Source organism: Bradyrhizobium sp. STM 3557 (genome assembly GCF_045571465.1).
In the GTDB taxonomy this organism is placed as follows: Bacteria; Pseudomonadota; Alphaproteobacteria; order Rhizobiales; family Xanthobacteraceae; genus Bradyrhizobium.
Map to the genome: position 1 here is coordinate 4,304,906 of NZ_CP120697.1, position 18,552 is coordinate 4,323,457.

Sequence of the window (18,552 nt, forward strand, 5' to 3'; positions counted from 1 at the left end):
AGAACATCATGGCGCGCCAGCCCAACGACAAGACCCCTGCGAAATCCGATGACGCCGAGCTGATCCGCGAGCTCGCCGCCCTGCTCGACGAGACCAGCCTTACCGAGATCGAGCTCGAGCGCGCCGGCCTGCGCATCCGCGTCGCGCGCAACGTCACTGTCGCCGCCGCCGTGCCCTCCGCACTGCCGCAGGCCGCCGCTGCGGTACCTGTGGTTGCGGCCGCAGCCGCCGCGACGGCCAGCGGCGACATGTCCAAGCATCCGGGCGTGGTGCCGTCGCCGATGGTCGGCACCGCCTATTGGGCCCCCGAGCCTGGCGCGAAGCCGTTCGTCGAGGTCGGCACCAAGGTCTCGGTGGGCCAGACCTTGATGATCATCGAGGCGATGAAGACGATGAACCAGATCCCCTCGCCCCGCGCCGGCACGGTGACGCAGATCCTGGTCGAGGATGGCCAGCCGGTCGAGTTCGGCGAGCCGTTGGTGATCATTGAATAGAAGCGAATAGCGAATGGCGAGTAGCGAATGGACTTTCCGCCCCTACTCGCTATTCGCTACTCACTATTCGCCCGCTGAGGCAACATGTTCGACAAAATTCTCATCGCCAATCGCGGCGAAATCGCCCTCCGCATCCTGCGCGCCTGCAAGGAGCTCGGCATCTTAACCGTCGCCGTGCACTCGACCGCCGACGCCGACGCCATGCATGTGCGCCTCGCCGACGAGAGCGTCTGCGTCGGGCCGCCGCCGTCCAAGGACAGCTATCTCAACGTGCCGGCACTGCTCGCGGCCTGCGAGATCACCGGCGCCGACGCGGTGCATCCCGGCTACGGCTTCCTCTCGGAGAATGCTCGCTTTGCGGAAATTCTCGCCGACCACAACCTGCATTTCATCGGGCCGAAAGCCGAGCACATCCGTCTGATGGGCGACAAGATCGAGGCCAAGAAGACGGCCAAGCGCCTCGGCATTCCCGTGGTGCCGGGCTCTGATGGCGCCGTCATGCCCGACCAGGACGCGATGGCGATCGCCAAAGCCATCGGCTTCCCGGTGCTGGTCAAGGCTGCGGCCGGCGGCGGCGGTCGCGGCATGAAGGTCGCGCATACCGAAGCCGACCTGGCACTGGCGCTGACCACGGCCGCCAACGAGGCAAAGTCGGCCTTCGGCGATGCCTCGGTCTATCTCGAGAAATATCTGCAGAAGCCCCGCCACATCGAGATCCAGGTGCTAGGCGACGGCCGCGGCGGGGCGATCCATCTCGGCGAGCGCGACTGCTCGTTGCAGCGCCGTCACCAGAAGGTCTGGGAGGAAGGCCCCTCGCCGGTGCTCGATGCTGCGAGCCGCGCCAAGATCGGCGAGACCGTGGCGAAGGCGATGCGCGAGATGAAATATCTCGGCGTTGGCACCGTCGAATTCCTCTACGAGGACGGCGAGTTCTACTTCATCGAGATGAACACCCGCATTCAGGTCGAGCATCCCGTCACCGAGATGATCACCGGCATCGATCTCGTGCTGGAGCAGATCCGCATCGCCGCCGGCGGCGACTTGCCGATGCAGCAGAGCGAGGTCGCTATAACCGGCCATTCCATCGAATGCCGGGTGAACGCGGAGAACCCGGTCAGCTTCCGGCCCTCGCCGGGGCGCATCCAGCAGTATCATCCACCCGGTGGTCTCGGCGTTCGGATCGATTCGGCCGTCTATCAGGGCTATGTCATCCCGCCCTATTACGACTCCCTGGTCGGCAAGCTGATCGTGCACGGCAAGACCCGCGTCGAATGCCTGATGCGGCTGCGCCGGGCGCTGGACGAGATGGTGGTCGACGGCATCGAGACCACGCTGCCGCTGTTCCGGGCCCTGGTCCGGGAGCCGGCGATCATCGACGGCGACTACCACATCCACTGGCTCGAGCAGTATTTGGCCGGCCAGCAGCCCGGCTGATTTTTCTGAACGCGCGGAACCAAACCCCTCCTCGCGCGTTAGCGGTGGTTGGGGACCCCACCGGGGCGCAAGAAGATTTCCGGGTTCATGATGCGAGTTTCCGTGGCGCCTGAAATCCGACGCAGGCGCGCGCTGGGACAGATCCTGCTGCTGTCGGCGGGCTTTTTGGTGCTGGTGATCGTTAGCGCCGGCTCGGTGCTTTTGGTCAACAAGGCGCGTGAGGACTCCGCCTCGGTCCTTCACACCCTTGAGGTCGAAAACCAGATCAACACCCTGCTGCTGGAGGTGCGGCGCGCCGAAAGCGGCGCCCGCGGTTATCTCCTCACCGGCAGCCAGGAATTCCTTAGGGATCATGAGGCTGCTGTTGCAGCCATTCCCCCTGTTCTCGACCGGCTGGCCCGCCTGACGTCCGACAACCCTGCCCAGGTCGCCTCGCTGGGCAAGCTTCGTGCTGCCATCAATACTCGGCTGGATCAGTTCAACCAGGAGAAGGCCCTTGCCGCGCAGGGCAAGGCCACCGACGCCGCCGGGCTCGTCCGCGACGCCTGGGCCGCGAACACCACCGCCATCATCGGCACCACGGCCGATGCGATGCGCAAGGAGGAAGACCGGCTGTTTGCGCTGCGAACTGCAAACGCCGATCACAGCCAGCGGATGGCAACGGTGGTGACCGTTACCGGCTCAGCACTGGTCCTGCTGCTCGCGACGATCTCGATCGTGCTGGTGCGGGCTTCGGCTGGCGCCCGCGACGAAGCCGAAACCAAGCTGCGCGAGACCAATCTCAACCTCGAGACCACCGTCGACGAGCGCACGGCCGATCTGCGGGAGGCGAACGACGAGATCCAGCGCTTCGCCTATATCGTCAGCCACGATCTGCGCTCGCCGCTCGTGAACATCATGGGCTTCACCAGCGAGCTGGAGGAGTTGCGCAACGACCTCTTCCGGCGGATCGCGACGCTGGCGCGATCCGCCGCCGCTGCGCCGCCGCTGCCCGAGGGGGTCGATCCCGAGCTGGAAGGTGCCGACAAGCAGCTTTCCGATGATTTCAGCGAAGCCCTCGGCTTCATCAAATCGTCGATCGCCAAGATGGACCGGCTGATCAGCGCGATCCTTAATCTCACGCGCGAGGGTCGCCGGGAGTTCACCCCGGTCCGGATCGACACCCGCGATCTGATCGAAGCAATCGTGCAGACGCTGGCGCACCAGGCGGCCGAAGCTCATGCGAGCATTCGGGTCGAGCCCCTGCCGACCATCGTCAGCGACCGTCTCGCGCTCGAGCAGATCTTCTCCAATTTGATCGACAACGCGATCAAATATCTGAAACCGGATGTCCCCGGCGAGATCTCAATCCGCGGTCGCACCAAGCTCGGCTTCGCCATCTTCGAGATCAGCGACAATGGCCGAGGCATTGATCCGAGGGATCATCAGCGTATTTTCGACTTGTTCCGCCGAGCCGGAACCCAGGACCGGCCCGGACAGGGCATCGGTCTCGCCCATGTTCGCGCCCTGGTGCGCCGGCTCGGAGGCACTATGTCGGTCGCATCGGAACTCGACCATGGCAGCACCTTCACGATCACGCTGCCGATCACCTGGAACGCCAGCCATCGGAACTCGGACCAATGACCCTCCCCGTAACGATCATCATGATCGAGGACGACGAAGGCCACGCCCGCCTGATCGAGCGGAACATCCGCCGTTCCGGCGTGAACAACGAAATCATTCCGTTCACCAACGGTACAGACGCGGTGACGTATCTGTTCGGGCCAGATGGCAGTGGCTTCGTCCATAAGGGACAGGCCCTCCTGATCCTGCTCGATCTCAACCTGCCGGACATGACCGGCATCGATATCCTGAGGCAGGTCAAGGAGAACAAATTCCTGAAGAGCGCACCGGTCGTGATCCTGACCACGACCGACGATTCCCAGGAGATCAAGCGATGCTACGAGCTCGGCTGCAACGTCTACATCACCAAGCCCGTGAACTACGAGAGTTTCGCGAACGCTATACGCCAACTCGGCCTGTTCTTCTCAGTCATCCAGGTTCCACCCACCGCATGACGTCGCCCTCACCAACGCTGCTCTATATCGACGACGACGCGGCGCTGGCCCGGCTTGTCGAACGCGGTCTCACGCGGCACGGGTTCAAGGTCGAGCATGCGCCCGATGGCAATGCAGGTCTTGACCGGCTGGCAAAGGGCGGCATCGACGTCATCGCGCTCGACCAGTACATGCCCGGCCTCGACGGGCTCGAGACGCTGGAACGGATCATGGCGCTCGCCGATGCACCGCCCGTGGTGTTCGTGACAGCCTCGCAGGATTCCAAGATCGCGGTGACCGCGCTGAAGGCTGGCGCTGCCGATTATCTGGTCAAGGACGTCCAGGGCGAGTTCATTCCGTTGCTCCATGTCGCGGCCGAGGGCGCGCTGCGCCAGGCCCGGTTACAGAAGGCCCGCGACGACGCCGAAGCCGAGGTGCGTGCCTCGCGCGACCGCTTCGCGGCGCTCGCCGCCGAGCGCGAGGTGCTGCTGCGCGAGGTCAACCATCGCGTCGGCAACTCGCTGCAGATCATCGCCTCGCTGCTGCATCTGCAGGCCAACACCGCGACCCAGGAGGACGTCAAGGCGGCGCTCACCAACGCGATGGGCCGGGTCGCCGCGGTGGCGCAGGTCCATCGGCGGCTCTACACCTCGCACGACCTCAAGAGCGTGCTGCTGAACCAGTATCTCGACGCGCTGCTCGACGATTTGCGCCGCTCCGCCGAGGGCAACCGGATGTCACGGCTCACGCTGAGGGCCGAGCCCATCGAGATCGATCCGGACCGCGCGGTCGCGATCGGCATCGTCGTCAACGAGCTGGTCATGAACGCGGTCAAATACGCCTATCCCGATTGCGCCGGGCCGATCCATGTCGAGCTCAGATGCGACAATGACGATATCGTGCTGTCGATCGCCGATGAGGGCGTCGGTCTCCATGCCACCAGCGACCCGCGCTCGACCGGCATGGGCCAGCGCATCGTCAGCGCCATGGCGACCAAGCTCGATGCCAGCGTGACTCCCGACCCCGATCATAGCGGCACCAAAATCATTGTCCGTTTCCGTCGCACCAAAGCCGTGCCGAACCCCATGACTGCTGCCGCAGGCTGAGGAGTACGCGCGGCCTGTCGATCGCCTGTCGCGCGGCCGGCCGCGCCCTGCTATCATCGGCGTCATGAATTCGCGCGACTCCGCCGCCTCCGAGATCACCCCCGAAGTGCTGCTCCGCGCCTATGCCTGCGGCATCTTCCCAATGGCCGAGAGCGCCGACGATCCGACCCTGTTCTGGGTCGAGCCGGAGCTGCGCGGCATCATTCCGCTCGACGGCTTCCGCGTCGCCTCGCGGCTTGCGCGCACGGTGCGTTCGGATGTCTTCACCGTGACCGTCAATCAGGCGTTCAAGGCTGTCATGGCCGGCTGCGCCGCGCCGCAGCCCGGGCGCGAGGAGACCTGGATCAACCGGCGCATCCGCGAGCTCTACACGGGCCTGTTCGCGATCGGCCACTGCCACAGCGTCGAGTGCTGGCAGGATGGCGAGCTGGTAGGCGGCCTCTATGGCGTCAGCCTCGGCCGTGCCTTCTTCGGCGAGAGCATGTTTCACGTCGCGCGCGACGCCTCGAAGGTGGCTCTGGTGCACCTGGTGGCGCGCCTGATCGCCGGCGGTTTCGAGCTGCTCGACACCCAATATGTGACCGAGCATCTGAAGACCTTCGGTGCGCAGGAAATCCCGCGTCGCCGCTATACCGCGCTGCTCGACAAGGCGCTGATGGGCCAGCCCGCCGATTTTACCAGGCTGCCGGTCAATCACCCGATCCCCGGTACCGAGGCGCTGGCGATCATCGCCGAGCGCGGGTGATCCAGACACGTTCTGCCGTCGCTGCGAGGAGCCGAAGGCGACGAAGCAATCCAGAGTCTTCGCGCAGTCATTTGCTTCCGCCGTCGCCCTTCGGGCTATGGCGGACAAGCCGCAATGACGATTGAGACGGCCGTCGGATCTAACCAACGCTTACCGGAAGATCCCGAAGGGGCCGCCGCCCTGCTGTGGCGGTGGTGGAGGCGGCGATGGCGGCGCGATCTGCTGTGTCTGCTGTTGCGGCAGGCCGGCCGGCGGACGCGGCTGGGTCTGCCGCGGCGGCGCGCGCCGCTGCGGCTGCGACGAGGGCTGTGCGGCGGGCTTGGCGGAATCCGGCGCAGCGCTCACAACCGTGGTCTCCGGATCCTTGCAGTCGGTCAGCCAGATATCATAGATCGGATGCTCGACGCCGTGCAGACCCGGACTTGCGGCGTACATCCAGCCGGAGAAGATCCGCTTCACCTCGCCCTGCAGCGTGATCTCGTCGACCTCGACGAAGGCGTCGGTGTTGGTCGCTTCCGTTGCGGGGCGCGTGTAGCAGGCATCGGTCTTCACCCGCAGCGCGCCGAATTGCACTGTTTCGCCGATCTGCTCGTCGAAATTGATGATGCGGCCGGTGATCTTGTCGAGGCCGGAGAAGGTCGCCTTCTTGTTCACGATCTTCTGCGCCGGCGGCTCGGTCACGACCTCGTCGCCAGGCTGCAACGTCGCCGGTGTCTGCGGCACCGCGCCATTCGGCGGTACGGCCGCGTTCTGGGAGCCCCCGTTCGGCGCTGCCCCCTTCTGCTGCGGCTGGCGCTGGCCCGGCTGCGCAGGCGCCGTCCCAGGCTGCCCGCCGGGCGGCAGTGCGGCGACCGGCGGATTCTGCGGCACCGTCGTGGATCCGGGCGGCGGTGCCAGGGGTTGCGACTGCACCGGCCCCGGAAGCGCCGAGCCCTGCCCGGGCATGGCCCGTGTCGGCGGCGCCGGCAGCACCCGCCCCTGCGGCGGCAGCTCCGGCACGTCCTCTTCCTCTGCGTCAGGCGGCGGCATCGGCTCGCCGCGGCGTGGAATGTTGCCGGGCGGACGCGGAACGGGGTCGGAGAAAATCGTGCCGATCTGCGCCCGCGCCGGCATGGACAGCGCGAGAGACGTGGCGGCCAGGAAGGCCGCGAGACCGGTCAGGGCAATGGTTCGATGCATCTCGCGCGGCTTTATCAGGCGAATCGGGTTCTGGACAGTCTCATGGCGTATGTCCCATCCGCCGCTCTCGATCAGGGTACCCGTTAACATGCCGAATACGGCGGGGAAAGGGCGACTCCCGGCCGCACCACAGGCTGGTCAGCGCGCATTCCGGATGAAATAGTTCTCCCAAACGGTTCCGCGTCCTGCGGATGCCATGCCTCCGGGCTCAACCGGATGCCCTAGAGGAAACGCAATGCCCGTCACCCTCGATGCCGATGCCGCCGCCGTCTACAAGGCTTTCCAGGAGGCCGGCCGGCCCGCCTACGAGACGCTGACGCCAGCAGAAGCCCGTGCCTATTATCTCGCCGCGCGCCTTGTCACCAATCCCGAGCCGCCGCCGCTCGCTGACGTCCGCGATCTCGGTATTCCCGCGCCGCATGGTGCGATCCCGGCGCGGCTGTACCGGCCGCACCCGGTCAGACTCGTCGGCGGCCTCGCACCGGCGCTGGTGTTCTTCCACGGCGGCGGCTGGGTCATCGGCAATCTCGAATCCCATGACGTGGTCTGCCGTACGCTCGCGCAGGCGGGCGAGTTGATCGTGATCTCCATCGACTACCGGCTTGCGCCCGAGCACAAATTCCCCGCGGCGGTTGACGACGCTGTGACCGCGACGCAATGGGTGGCGGACAGTGCGGCATCGCTTGGCATTGACGCGACGCGCCTGAGTGTCGGTGGCGATTCCGCCGGCGGCAATCTCGCCGCCGTCGTCGCCATCTCCGCCCGCGACGGCCAGGGACCGGCACTTGCGGGACAGGTGCTGATCTATCCCGCCACCGACTTCGCCATGGCGCATCCCTCGCACAGCGAGCCCGAGACCAGCGTGCTGCTGACGCATTCCGTCATTCGCTGGTTTCGCGATCACTATCTCACCGGCGCCGCCGACATCCACGACTGGCGCGCCTCGCCGGCGAAAGCCGAAACATTGATCGGCCTGCCGCCAGCCTATGTGCTGACCGCCGGCGCCGATCCCCTGCGCGACGAGGGCGATGAGTATGCGCGGCGGCTGCAGGAGGCGGGCGTCCCCGTGACCCATCGCAACTTTCCCGGCCAATTCCATGGCTTCTTCACCATGGGCAAATTGCTGCAGCAGGCCAATGTCGCGGCCAACGATATCGGGGCGTGGCTGAAGCAGACCATTTGAGCCGGAGAATCTATCCTCCGTTCGAATGGCGCGGAGCCTCGTTCGCACAAGCTATTTGGTTCACCAAGCATTGCAATGTCAGTTGCGGGTCGAACGATGGCAGCCGAACAGAAATCGCTGGAGACGCGGCTCGCAGCCTTTCCCCGGCTGGGTCTGGCCACCCTGCCGACCCCGCTCGAGCCGATGCGGCGATTGACAGAGCATCTCGGCGGACCGCGGCTGTGGGTCAAGCGCGAGGATGCGAGCGGCCTTGGCTTTGGCGGCAACAAGCTGCGCAAGCTCGACTACGTCCTGCACGCGGCACTTTCTGAAGGCGCCGATACGATCGTGTCCGGCGGCGTCGTCCAATCGAACAGCCAGCGGCAGGTGGCCGCGGCTGCGGCGAGGCTCGGCCTGTCATGTCATCTCGCGGTCTATCACGGCCGACTCGCGCCACCCACGCAGGACTATGAGACATCCGGAAACGCGTTCCTCAATCGGCTGTTCGGCGCGCAGCTTCATGACGTGCCGTGGACCGGCGACCGCAATGCAGCCATACGATCGCTGGTCGGCGAGCTCGAAGCGCAGGGACGCAAGCCGTATTTCGTGCCCTACGGCGTTTCGAATGCGCTGGGCGCTATCGGCTATGCCACGGCCATCTGCGAGATCGAAGCGCAGGCCGCTCTGCTGGGCTTCGCGCCAAGCGCGATCGTGCATTGCACGGGAAGCGCCGGCACGCAGGCCGGCCTCGTTGTCGGCGCGAGCGTGGCGATGCCGAACACGAGGATCGTCGGCATCGATATCGATGCCGAGCCTGCACGGGTGCAGGCCGATGTCATCGCGCTGGCGCGGGAAGCAGCCCACCTGCTCGACGTTCCGTTCAACGATGCCGCCGTCGAGGTCGTCGCCGGACATGCAGGACCTGCTTATGGAATCCCGCATGCCGCAACGATCGAAGCGATCCGGCTTGCAGGTCGGATCGAGGCCCTCGCGCTTGATCCGGTCTACTCTGGCAAAGGGCTCGCCGGCCTGATCGCGCTGATCCGCCAGAGTCGCTGGCGCAGGGACGAGGATGTCATCTTCCTGCACACCGGCGGCGCGCCAGCGCTGTTCGCCTATCAAAGCGCCCTCGGCATCTGAGCAGGCGCGCTCCGGCGACATCATCCGTAACCAGATGTGACTTTGCGTCAGTCGCGTGCTGACGCATGGTCGCGCCGTTCATTGACGCCTTTCGCCCGGACTCGCGATGCCCTCCCCGCTCCACTCGGTCCTCGTCCAGCCCGTACGCGCGCTCGACTGGCTCGGCAGCCAAGGTACGCGCGCGATCGCTGCATTGGTTGTGCTCGGCATCGCCGTGCCGCCGCTCGGGGAGGTGCTGCGGCCCTACGTCACCGAAGCGATCTTTTTGCTGCTCATCATCTCCTTCATGCGGGTCGATCTCTCGAGCCTGCGCGCCTATCTGCGCCGCCCGGCTCTGGTGCTCACGGCGACCGTCTGGACCACGATCGCGGTACCTACACTGATTGGCGGTGCCGCGCACCTGATCGGCGCCGACGCAAACGCGCCGGACCTGTTTCTCGCCTTGATGCTGCAGGCGATGGCTTCGCCGATGATGGCATCGCCCGCGCTCGCGGCGCTGATGGGGCTCGATGCGACGCTGGTGCTGATCACGCTTGTGACGTCGACCGCCCTGGTGCCGTTCACCGCGCCTCTGTTCGCTCACATCTTCCTCGGCGGCATGCTGTCGCTGTCGCCGTTTGCGCTCGGCGTGAAGCTCGCCGCAATCCTCGCCGGCGCGTTGGCGGTCGCGGTCGTGATCCGGCTGACCTTCGGCGATGCGGCCATCAAGCGCCACCGCGCGCCGATCGACGGCCTCAATGTACTGATCCTGTTCGTGTTCGTGGCGGCTGTCATGAGCAATTTCGTCGCTGACTTCCGCGCCGCCCCTCTGCACGTTCTGGCGCTCGCAGCCTTGGCCTTTGCGGTATTCTTCGTGCTGCTTGGCGCGACGCTGCTGCTGTTTCGGCGCTACGGCTCCGAGCGCGCCTTGGCGCTCGGCCTGATGGTCTCGTTGCGGAACATGGGCTTGATGCTGGCGGCGACCGAAGGCGCGCTGCCGGGCATCACTTGGCTCTATTTCGCGATGAGCCAGTTTCCAATCTATCTGGCGCCCCAGATCCTGAGCCCGCTCGCCACGCGCGTGCGCCAAGCGACCCGCTCGGCTGCGCCGGCTGCTGCTGATATCTAGTGTCGCGTGTCTGTCGTTCGCTCCGGAGTGACCGCGCGTTCTGTTAGCTGACGACGGGCACAAGCCACACTGGCAATCCGACTCTGCTGGGCGCCGACTCATTCGCGGGCAGCAGCCAGCCCTAGCCGGACGGATGCGAGCTGGACAGAGGGGGCCCGCGCTTGCCCGCGCGCACGGTTCACAGGTCTGCGTTCTGCGCGTCGTATCCGGGCTCAGGCGCAGTGACCGTGACCGATGTTTCCCGAGCAAGCCAATTGACCAAAGTCCGGATGGCCCGATCGCCGATGAGTTCTGGACGCCAGCGTGCCACGTGGACTTTGCTCGATGATACGTGAGGCGTCGCCACCAACGCCTGCACGAGACGGCCATCGGCGACTGCGTCGGCGATCAGAAGCGACCGCCCGAGCGCGACCCCGCCACCTTCGACGGCAGAGGTGAGGCAGAGCCCCATGTCGCGCAGGACGGGACCGCGTGAGCAAGCTCCGCTTAGTCCAAGCGTCTTGAACCAGAATTCCCAACTCCACTCGCCAGCCGGATCGGCCCCCTTTTGGATGAGCGGAAGCTCAACCAGGTCGGCCGGATCTGTCAGCGGCCTGCCTTCGGGCAGCAGGCGAGGCGCACACACCGGGACCACGCGCTCCTGAAACAGCGGCAATTGGGTCGAATTGGGCCGCGCTTCGGCGAGCGACGTCCAGACGATGCGAAGATCGACCGAGCTTGCCGCGTCCTGCTCCGTTCCGATTGGCTCGAATTCGACATTGATTTCAGGATGTGCGGCCTGAAACGATGGAAGGCGCCGGACGAGCCACCATGCCGCCAGCGCGGTCCCTGCACCCAACCTTACCGTTCGGCGGTCGGCGCGACGACGCAGACGAGGCTCCAGTCCGGCGATGGTGTCGAGCAGAATCGCAAGCTCAGCTCTTAGCATGGTGCCTTCGGCGCTCAGTTCGACTCCCGGATTGAGTCTGCGCAGCAGAGGCGTCCCGTAGAATGTCTCGAGCCGCCGGATCTGATGGCTGACCGCGCTCTGGGTCACGCCAAGTTCTTCAGCCGCACGGGTGAACGAGCGGTGGCGCGCGACTGCATCGAACGCGACCAATGATGTGAACGGTGGGAGGCGACGGACCATTGGAGCCAGCAACTATCAACGAGGACCGCATGATACAGTTTCATGGCGTTTTGAGAACGCTTCATTCGCGCCCACGCCGTTTTTCGGCCAGCTTATGGCAATGGCAGAACATCCAAGAATGACGGTCGCGAACGATCCGGCGATTCCGGACAGAACTCCTTCTTCGCGATTGGCGTGGTTTGCGCTTCTCGCGGCCGGTGTCAGCGGCTTCCTGTTCCAGGTCGATCTAACCGGCTTGGTCGCTGCATTGCCCGACATCGCCAGCAGTGTCGGCGTAGCCGTGCAGGACCAAGCCTGGATCATGGACGTCTACAGCCTTGCTCTCATATTTGCTCTTCCGGTTGCCGGTCCTGTCGCAGACCGATACGGCCGACGGCGGGTCTTCATCGGCGGCGGTGTCTTGTTCGGCCTGGCCTCGGCGCTCTGTGCCGAGGCAACCACGTTCAAGAGCCTGCTGGCCTGGCGCGTCCTGCAAGGCGTCGCCGGAGCTGCCATCACATCGTCGGCGTCGGCGTTGCTCGCGGCCGCTTATCCGGGAAGCGACGCGCTTGGGCTTTCGGCGTCTGGGGCACTGTCATCGGCGCCTCAATGGTCATCGGACCGCCACTCGGAGCGCTCATCGCCGCCTCTGCCGGCTGGCCGTGGATCTTCTGGATCAATCTTCCGCTCTGCATGGCGCTCGTGGTCCTGGCCTTGCCACTGGCGGAATCGGAACGTGTCGGCTCCCGGCCGTCAATGGATTGGCTCGGACCGGGCTTGCTGGCACTTGTCGTCGGTTCGTCAGCATACGCACTGCTCTCACCAGGCGGATTTCGCGGAATTGCGCTCGCAATGAATGTGGTCGCGGCTTGGGCGTTTTGGATCGCGGAGCGCAGGCACCCGCGCCCGGCCTTTGATCTCGAGCTCTTTGCGTCGGCTCGATTCCTGGCTCTTTGCATCACGGCTATTGCCTGTTCGATCGGCTACTGGTCTCTGCTTGTCCATCTGCCGCAGATGATGCGCGGGCCGATGGGCCTGGATGCAGGCCACTCCGGGCTGCTGTTGACCGCGCTCACTGTGCCAATGCTCCTTCTGCCGAGCCTCGGGGCACGCTTGTCGCAGGTCATGCCGGCGCGGCTGTACTTCGGCGGCGGATTGGCGGTCGTTGGCGTCGCGGGATTGGGCCTGGCGGTCGTCTCGACGGATCTGTCCGGTCCGGCAGCGGCCTGGGCCGTTGCAGCGATGTTGCTCCTGGGCGGAGCGGGATGTGCGCTGATCAACGCCCAGATCACGGCGTTCGCTGTTTCTTCCGTCCCGGCGGACCGGGCGGCGACGGCGGCCGCCATGTGCGTCACCATGCGCCAGGCAGGCTTCGCCCTCGGCATCGCGCTGATAGGAGCCGTGCTGAATCGGGGCGGGGACAACCGGTATCCGCCAGCTTATTTTCTCGTCAGTGCGATCACGCTCTTGCTTGCGGCATGCGTGTTTGCCGCACTCTCAGGTCCAGCCGCAATAGAGCGACAGTGAAAAACGAGCAACAGTAAAGAGGAAAGCCCGATCGCGGTTCGTGTACCCGGTTTCAACACGTTCGGCGTTGTCCTTGCCCGTCGCCTCGGTCCGGCAAGCATGATACCACGCCTCACCCGATTTCAGCCTATGGAGGCGGCTGCTCATGGAGACATCGACGTCGATCGAGATCGCGCGCCATACGCTGCTGGATGCCGGACTCATCCTCGCGATCGGCACGCTGGTTGCCTTCGCCGCGCAGAAGGTGCGCATTCCTGACGTCGCGCTGTTCCTCCTCGCCGGCATTGCGATCGGACCGCACGCGCTTGATCTGATCAACATCAGAGCGGACTCGGCGCTCAACCAGATCATCCTGCTGTTCGGGGCCAGCTATATCCTGTTCGACGGAGGGGCGGCGCTCCGCCTCACCGTGTTGCGCGAGGTCTGGATCACGATCCTGATCATTGCGACGCTCGGCGTCGTGATTACCGGCGCGGTCACCGGGATCGCAGCCGCATGGTTTCTGTCGTTGCCGCTGCCGATCGCGCTCCTGCTCGGCGCATCGATTGCCTCAACCGATCCGGCGACGCTGATGCCCGTGTTCCGGCAAGTCCGGATCCGCGATCGTCTCGCGCAGACCGTGATGAGCGAGTCCGCCTTCAACGATGCGATGGCCGCGATCATCACCTTCACCTTGCTCGCGATCGCAACCGGCGCTGGCGGCTTCTCGCCGGCCGGCGCTCTGTTCGATCTCATCTGGCAATCCGCTGTCGGCATCGGTGCCGGCCTCGTGCTCGGCTATCTCGCGTGCCTGCTGATCGCGCATGAGAAATGGGCCTTTCTCACCGAATACGCGCCTGTCGTCACGCTGGTCGCCGTCATCGCCGCTTATTTCGGGGCCTCCGGCCTGCACGCCTCAGGCTTCATGGCCGTGTTCGTGTTCGGCGTCGTGCTCGGCAACAAGGAGGCGCTCGGCTTTCGGATGGAGGTCGGAGAGGCGGCCAAGCTCGACGAGTTCGTGCTGACCACCGCCTTCATCATGCGCCTCTTCATCTTCATCCTGCTGGGCGCCCAGGTCGATTTCGCATTGATGGGCCGCTATTGGCTCGGCGACGTTGCTGTTGTCACAGTGCTGATGCTGGTCGCACGGCCGCTGACCGTGTTCATCTGCGCCGGTCTCGACCGGCGTGCGCGCTGGAGCCTCGCCGAGCTCGTCTTCATGTGCTGGACTCGGGAGACCGGCGTGATCCCGGCCGCGCTGGCGGGCCTCCTGCTCGGCATCAAGGCGCCGGGCGCCGAGGTCATCGCGTCCGTAACCTTCGTCGCGATCGTGATGACCATCCTGATCCAGGCAACGACGACCGAATGGCTCGGCCGCCGGCTCCGTGTGATGGCCGATCCGGCCAAACCTTGATCAGCGCTGCATGCCGATCAGGCATCGCATGGTCGCCCCGATGCATCTAGAGGTCGCCGCGGCACTGCACGTTGCGTATCAGTTGCCGGAACGGCCGATATGGCTGTTGCTGGCATGCAACGTCGACGCTAGGCTTTCTCCTGATTGGTGCAGGAGGACGACGTGACCATATCCGACGAACAGAAGATTTCCGAAGACCGCCGCGACGCGCTGCGTTACGCGCTGGCGATCGGCAGCGGCGCTGCGCTCGCGTCCGCGATGACGCGCCCCGCGTCGGCCGCCGAGGGTGACGACAATACGCTGGATCGCGTCCGCGCCAGCAAGACGCTGCGCATCGCCGTGTTGCCGGGCGAGCTGCCCTATTTCAACAAGGATCTCGCCACCGGCACCTGGTCAGGCTTCTCGATCGAGATGGCCAACGACATCGCCAAGCTGCTCGACGTCAAGCTCGAATATACCGAGTCAACCTACGGCAATTCGATCCTCGATCTGCAGTCCGGCAAGATCGATCTCGGCTTTGCGCTCAATCCGACCCCGCAGCGCGCGCTGGTGGTGGATTTCACCAGCACGGTGTTTCCCCATCCGTTCGGCGCCATGCTGAAGAAGGGCATGGAGGCGAAGACCTGGGCCGACATCAACAAGCCCGAGGTGAGGATTGCGGTCGATGTCGGCTCCGCCAACGAGGCGGTGGCTCGCCGTTTTGCGCCGAGCGCCACGATCAAGTCGCTGAAGTCGCGCGACGAGGTGATGCTGGAGATGGCTTCGGGCCGCGTCGACTGCGTCGTCAACGCGCTGGTACTGGGCCTGACCGCAATCGCCAAGAACCCCAATCTCGGCACCTACAAAATCCTGCAGTCGCCCTCCGTCACCGTGGCGTCGGCGACCGCGGTGCGGCGCGAGCCCGACAAGCGCTGGCGCGACTTTCTCTCGGTCTGGATCGACTACAACAGAGGCGTTGGCCAGATGCGGGAATGGTTCGTCAAGGGTCTCGCGCTCTCGGGCGTCAAGGCCGAGGACATTCCGGTCGAGCTCAACATCTGAGCGACGATCGCGCGGCATAATCTACACCGGCGTTTCCTTGAAATCGGCTGTCGGTGGATGGGTTGACCTCTCGCCACCTCCAACGCTGTCATGCTCCGCCACCCGGTCCGGCCGTCGGCCGGCCGGATGACAGGCTCCTGCGGAGCATCCAGTACCCCGCGACAGAAGAGATCGAACCGAAACGTCACGGCGTACTGGATCGTCCGCCTTCGCGGACGATGACAGCGGGGGCTACATATAGGCCGTGACTTTGGAAACGATCGTCTAGGCCTTGTCGTAGGTCATGCCGCGCTCGAACCGGCGCCCGGCGAGCGTCGCCGGAAACAGGATCGCGAAATAGATCAGGGCAACGATGGTGTAGACCTCAAGCGGTCGATAGGTATCGGCGTTGATCAGCGTCGCGTTGTAGACGAGGTCGGGCACCGCGATCACCGAGACCAGCGAGGTGTTTTTCAGCTGCGTCACCGACTGGTTGACATAAGGCGCGAGCATCGGCTTTAGCGCCTGCGGCAGGATCACGAGCCGCATCATCCGCCAGGAGCGTAAACCCAGCGCGCGCGCCGCATCCCACTGGCCGCGCGGCACGCTCTCGATGCTGCCGCGCACGATCTCCGCGTAGAACGCGCCGCCATAGAGCGAGAGCACGCTCATGGCGGCGATATGGGCCGGGATATTGACGCCGATCACGACTGGAAAGGCGTAGTAGAACCAGATGATCTGCACGAGCAGCGGTGTGCAGCGGAACAGCTCGATGTAGCTGAGCAGCAGCCAGTCGATCACCGGCAACCGCCGCAGCCGCAGGATGCCGACGAGGAGGCCGATCAGCGTCCCGGCCAGGATGGTGCCGACCGTGTAAGCCATGGTCCAGCCGAGCCCGACCCAGAACAGATGGCTGTATTTGGCAAGGATCGCGAAATCCCAGACGTAGCGCATGGCGATCCCAGGGTTTGGTGTTTGCCTGTCAGAGATAGCGGCTCGGCGCGAAAGCCGAGACGTCGAAGGCTGGCTGCTCGCCTGCAATCATCGCCGCGATGGCCGCGCCGGTCGCCGGCCCGGTGGTGAAGCCGATATGCTGGTTGCCGAATGCAAGCCACAGGCCGGAATGCCGCGGCGCCGACCCGATCATCGGGAGCGAGTCCGGCAGGGTCGGCCGCGCGCCGCGCCAGGGCTCACCGACAGCCTCACCGAATTCGATCACGCTGCGCGCCAGCGGCACCACCTGATCGAGCTGCGCGAACGAGGACGGCGCGTCGCGATCGGTCAGCTCGACTCCAGATGTGATGCGCACGCCCCGCTCCATCGGCGTCATCAGGAAGCCGCCATCGGCATCGTTGATCGGCCGTAGCAGCCGCCGCGATGGATCGGGCTTGAACTCGCGGTGATAGCCGCGCTCGAATGCCATCGGCACGCGATAGCCGAGGGGTCGCAGGATGTCTGGCGACCACGGCCCGAGCGCGATCACAACATGGCGCGCGCGGATCATGTCGTCCTGAAACATCACGCGCCAGCCGGCGCCATCCGGCGCCAGCGCCCTGACCGCCGCCTGCCGGACCACGCCGCCGAGGCCTTCGAACATTCTCGCATAGGCCTTCACCACATTGCCCGGTGAATCCACGGAAGCCGTCTGGCTGTGCAGGAGGCCGACCTTGTAGACCGGCAGGATATTGGGCTCGAGTGCGGAGATCGCCTGGCGGTCGAGCAGTTCGCTCTTGATGCCGAACTCGGCGAGCCAGGCCTGCTCCTCCTTTGCGGCCAAGGTACCGTCGCCGCGCCAGGCCTTGAGCCAGCCGGTCTCGCGGATGCGCTGCGGCTCGCCGGCTCTGACGATCCAGTCGCGATGCAGAGCCAGGGACGCGCCGATCAGGCCATGCAGCGCAACCGCCCGCGGCTTGACCCGCGACGGCACCGCGTTCGCAAGGAAGCGCAGCACCCAATCGAGATTGCGCACCGTCCAGGCCGGATTCCAGCGCAGCGACGCGCTCTGGTTGGTCAGATAAGCCGGCAGCGCCGAGAACAGCGCGGGCTTGTTAAGCGGCAGGATCGATCCGCTACTGAGTATGCCGGCATTGCCGTAGGAGGTTTCCTCGCCCGGCGCCTTGCGATCGATCAGCATCACCGACAAGCCGCGCTCGCGGATCGCAAAGGCTGCCGACACGCCGACGATGCCTGCGCCCAGCACGACCACGTCGGTTGCTTGATCCGTCATGCTCTCGCTCATTACTCTGTCCAGATTTCACTCAGCTCAGCGTCAGCCCGCCATCGACTGGCAGCACCGCGCCGGTGATATGGCCGGCCTCCGCCGTCAGCAGGAATTTGACGGTTGCAGCGATATCGTCGGGTTCGGCCAGACGCTGCAGCGGATTGGCCCTGGCCGCGACCTGCCAGGCCGCGGGATCGAGCGATCCCTGCCGTCCAGGATCCTTGCGGGTATAGCCGGGCACGACGACGTTGGCGGTGCCGCCCACGGCAGCGAGCTCGATGGCCAGACACTTCACCAGGGCTTCCAGGGCGGCCTTGGCGGCAGCCGAAGCTGGAAAGGTGCCGCCCACCACGAAGCGGTGCGCCACGAAGCTGGAGATGGCGACGACCCGGCTCTCGGGACCGCGCAGCAGATCCGGCAGCGCCGCGCTGGCCAGTTCGTGAAACGCGCCGGCCATCACGGCATAGGAACGATCGAGTCCCTCCCGCGGCAGATCGCGAAAGCTGCGGCGATCGGCAAAGCCCGCGGCGTGAACGATCGCGCCCACCGGACCGAAAGTGTCGCGGGCGGCGCTCACGAGATCTGACGCGGAGCCGGGAGCAGCGAGATCGCCGGAAAGGACGGCCACCTCGGCGCCGGCCTGTCGGCACGCGGCGGCGACAGCGGCCAGCCGCTGCCGGCCCGCATCGTCCGCACCCTGCCCGTGCAATACCAGGCATTGGCCCGGCGCGGCCAGACGCCGCGCCACGGCTGCCCCGATACCGGCGCCCCCGCCGGTGATGATGGAAATGCGCATGACCCCCAGATCGAAAACCTGTTTGCGCCGACTATAGGTCTCGCATCTGCGAATGCCAACACGGCCACGCTCGCCGCGTACCC

At 65.5% G+C, this 18,552-nt stretch carries 16 protein-coding genes and 1 pseudogene; 12 read left to right on the forward strand and 5 right to left on the reverse strand.

All coding sequences use genetic code 11. The features are described from left to right. Window positions 1–8 precede the first annotated feature (8 nt). The 6 genes from accB to aat all read left to right on the forward strand — a co-directional run bounded on the left by accB (window position 9) and on the right by aat (window position 5,815). Complete coding sequence (gene accB / locus P6U24_RS19550; RefSeq protein WP_407154157.1) at window positions 9–494, forward strand: acetyl-CoA carboxylase biotin carboxyl carrier protein; 486 nt, start codon at window positions 9–11, stop codon at window positions 492–494. An 84-nt stretch (window positions 495–578) separates the two neighbouring features. Next, window positions 579–1,928: an acetyl-CoA carboxylase biotin carboxylase subunit gene (accC, locus tag P6U24_RS19555; protein WP_407154158.1), complete on the forward strand. Its 1,350-nt coding sequence runs from the start codon at window positions 579–581 to the stop codon at window positions 1,926–1,928. A gap of 102 nt (window positions 1,929–2,030) precedes the next feature. Further along, entirely contained in the window at window positions 2,031–3,551 is a 1,521-nt protein-coding gene (locus P6U24_RS19560) for a sensor histidine kinase (RefSeq protein ID WP_407160520.1), read from the forward strand. Beyond that, on the forward strand, window positions 3,548–3,985 hold the full coding sequence (locus P6U24_RS19565) for a response regulator (RefSeq protein ID WP_407154159.1): 438 nt from the start codon (window positions 3,548–3,550) through the stop codon (window positions 3,983–3,985). The genes P6U24_RS19560 and P6U24_RS19565 overlap by 4 nt, the downstream gene beginning before the upstream one ends. Next, the gene (locus P6U24_RS19570; RefSeq protein WP_407154160.1) at window positions 3,982–5,070 is read left to right on the forward strand and encodes a sensor histidine kinase; all 1,089 of its coding nucleotides are present in this window, start codon (window positions 3,982–3,984) and stop codon (window positions 5,068–5,070) included. The genes P6U24_RS19565 and P6U24_RS19570 overlap by 4 nt, the downstream gene beginning before the upstream one ends. 64 nt (window positions 5,071–5,134) lie before the next feature. Beyond that, on the forward strand, window positions 5,135–5,815 hold the full coding sequence (gene aat, locus P6U24_RS19575) for a leucyl/phenylalanyl-tRNA--protein transferase (protein ID WP_407154161.1): 681 nt from the start codon (window positions 5,135–5,137) through the stop codon (window positions 5,813–5,815). 150 nt (window positions 5,816–5,965) lie between these two features. Here the strand turns inward: aat and P6U24_RS19580 are convergent, their stop codons facing one another. Further along, window positions 5,966–6,994: a DUF2155 domain-containing protein gene (locus P6U24_RS19580; protein ID WP_407154162.1), complete on the reverse strand. Its 1,029-nt coding sequence runs from the start codon at window positions 6,992–6,994 to the stop codon at window positions 5,966–5,968. A 235-nt stretch (window positions 6,995–7,229) separates the two neighbouring features. Between P6U24_RS19580 and P6U24_RS19585 the strand changes: the two genes are divergently transcribed. From P6U24_RS19585 to P6U24_RS19595, 3 genes are all read left to right on the forward strand, one after another. Continuing rightward, window positions 7,230–8,177 (forward strand): alpha/beta hydrolase, encoded by a 948-nt coding sequence (locus tag P6U24_RS19585; protein ID WP_407154163.1) that lies wholly within the window; start codon window positions 7,230–7,232, stop codon window positions 8,175–8,177. A gap of 96 nt (window positions 8,178–8,273) precedes the next feature. Then, entirely contained in the window at window positions 8,274–9,296 is a 1,023-nt protein-coding gene (locus P6U24_RS19590; RefSeq protein WP_407154164.1) for a D-cysteine desulfhydrase family protein, read from the forward strand. 106 nt (window positions 9,297–9,402) lie between these two features. After that, entirely contained in the window at window positions 9,403–10,404 is a 1,002-nt protein-coding gene (locus P6U24_RS19595) for a Na+-dependent transporter (protein WP_407154165.1), read from the forward strand. A gap of 178 nt (window positions 10,405–10,582) precedes the next feature. On the opposite strand, the gene P6U24_RS19600 is transcribed toward P6U24_RS19595, so the two are convergent. Further along, a complete protein-coding gene (locus tag P6U24_RS19600) occupies window positions 10,583–11,503 on the reverse strand; it encodes a LysR substrate-binding domain-containing protein (RefSeq protein WP_407154166.1) in 921 nt (306 codons plus the stop codon). Window positions 11,504–11,651: 148 nt separating this feature from the next. Here P6U24_RS19600 and P6U24_RS19605 point away from each other — a divergent pair. The 3 genes and pseudogenes from P6U24_RS19605 to P6U24_RS19615 all read left to right on the forward strand — a co-directional run bounded on the left by P6U24_RS19605 (window position 11,652) and on the right by P6U24_RS19615 (window position 15,473). Beyond that, a pseudogene (locus P6U24_RS19605) lies at window positions 11,652–13,039 on the forward strand (MFS transporter). 145 nt (window positions 13,040–13,184) lie between these two features. Then, entirely contained in the window at window positions 13,185–14,432 is a 1,248-nt protein-coding gene (locus tag P6U24_RS19610; RefSeq protein ID WP_407154167.1) for a cation:proton antiporter, read from the forward strand. A gap of 162 nt (window positions 14,433–14,594) precedes the next feature. Beyond that, complete coding sequence (locus P6U24_RS19615; protein WP_407154168.1) at window positions 14,595–15,473, forward strand: transporter substrate-binding domain-containing protein; 879 nt, start codon at window positions 14,595–14,597, stop codon at window positions 15,471–15,473. 264 nt (window positions 15,474–15,737) lie between these two features. Here the strand turns inward: P6U24_RS19615 and P6U24_RS19620 are convergent, their stop codons facing one another. Genes P6U24_RS19620 through P6U24_RS19630 form a run of 3 tightly spaced genes read right to left on the reverse strand, consistent with a single transcriptional unit; the run spans window position 15,738 to window position 18,469 of the window. Continuing rightward, the gene (locus P6U24_RS19620; protein WP_407154169.1) at window positions 15,738–16,406 is read right to left on the reverse strand and encodes an amino acid ABC transporter permease; all 669 of its coding nucleotides are present in this window, start codon (window positions 16,404–16,406) and stop codon (window positions 15,738–15,740) included. A gap of 28 nt (window positions 16,407–16,434) precedes the next feature. After that, a complete protein-coding gene (locus tag P6U24_RS19625; RefSeq protein WP_407154170.1) occupies window positions 16,435–17,679 on the reverse strand; it encodes an NAD(P)/FAD-dependent oxidoreductase in 1,245 nt (414 codons plus the stop codon). 31 nt (window positions 17,680–17,710) lie between these two features. After that, entirely contained in the window at window positions 17,711–18,469 is a 759-nt protein-coding gene (locus tag P6U24_RS19630; protein WP_407154171.1) for an SDR family NAD(P)-dependent oxidoreductase, read from the reverse strand. Between the last annotated feature and the right edge of the window lie 83 nt (window positions 18,470–18,552).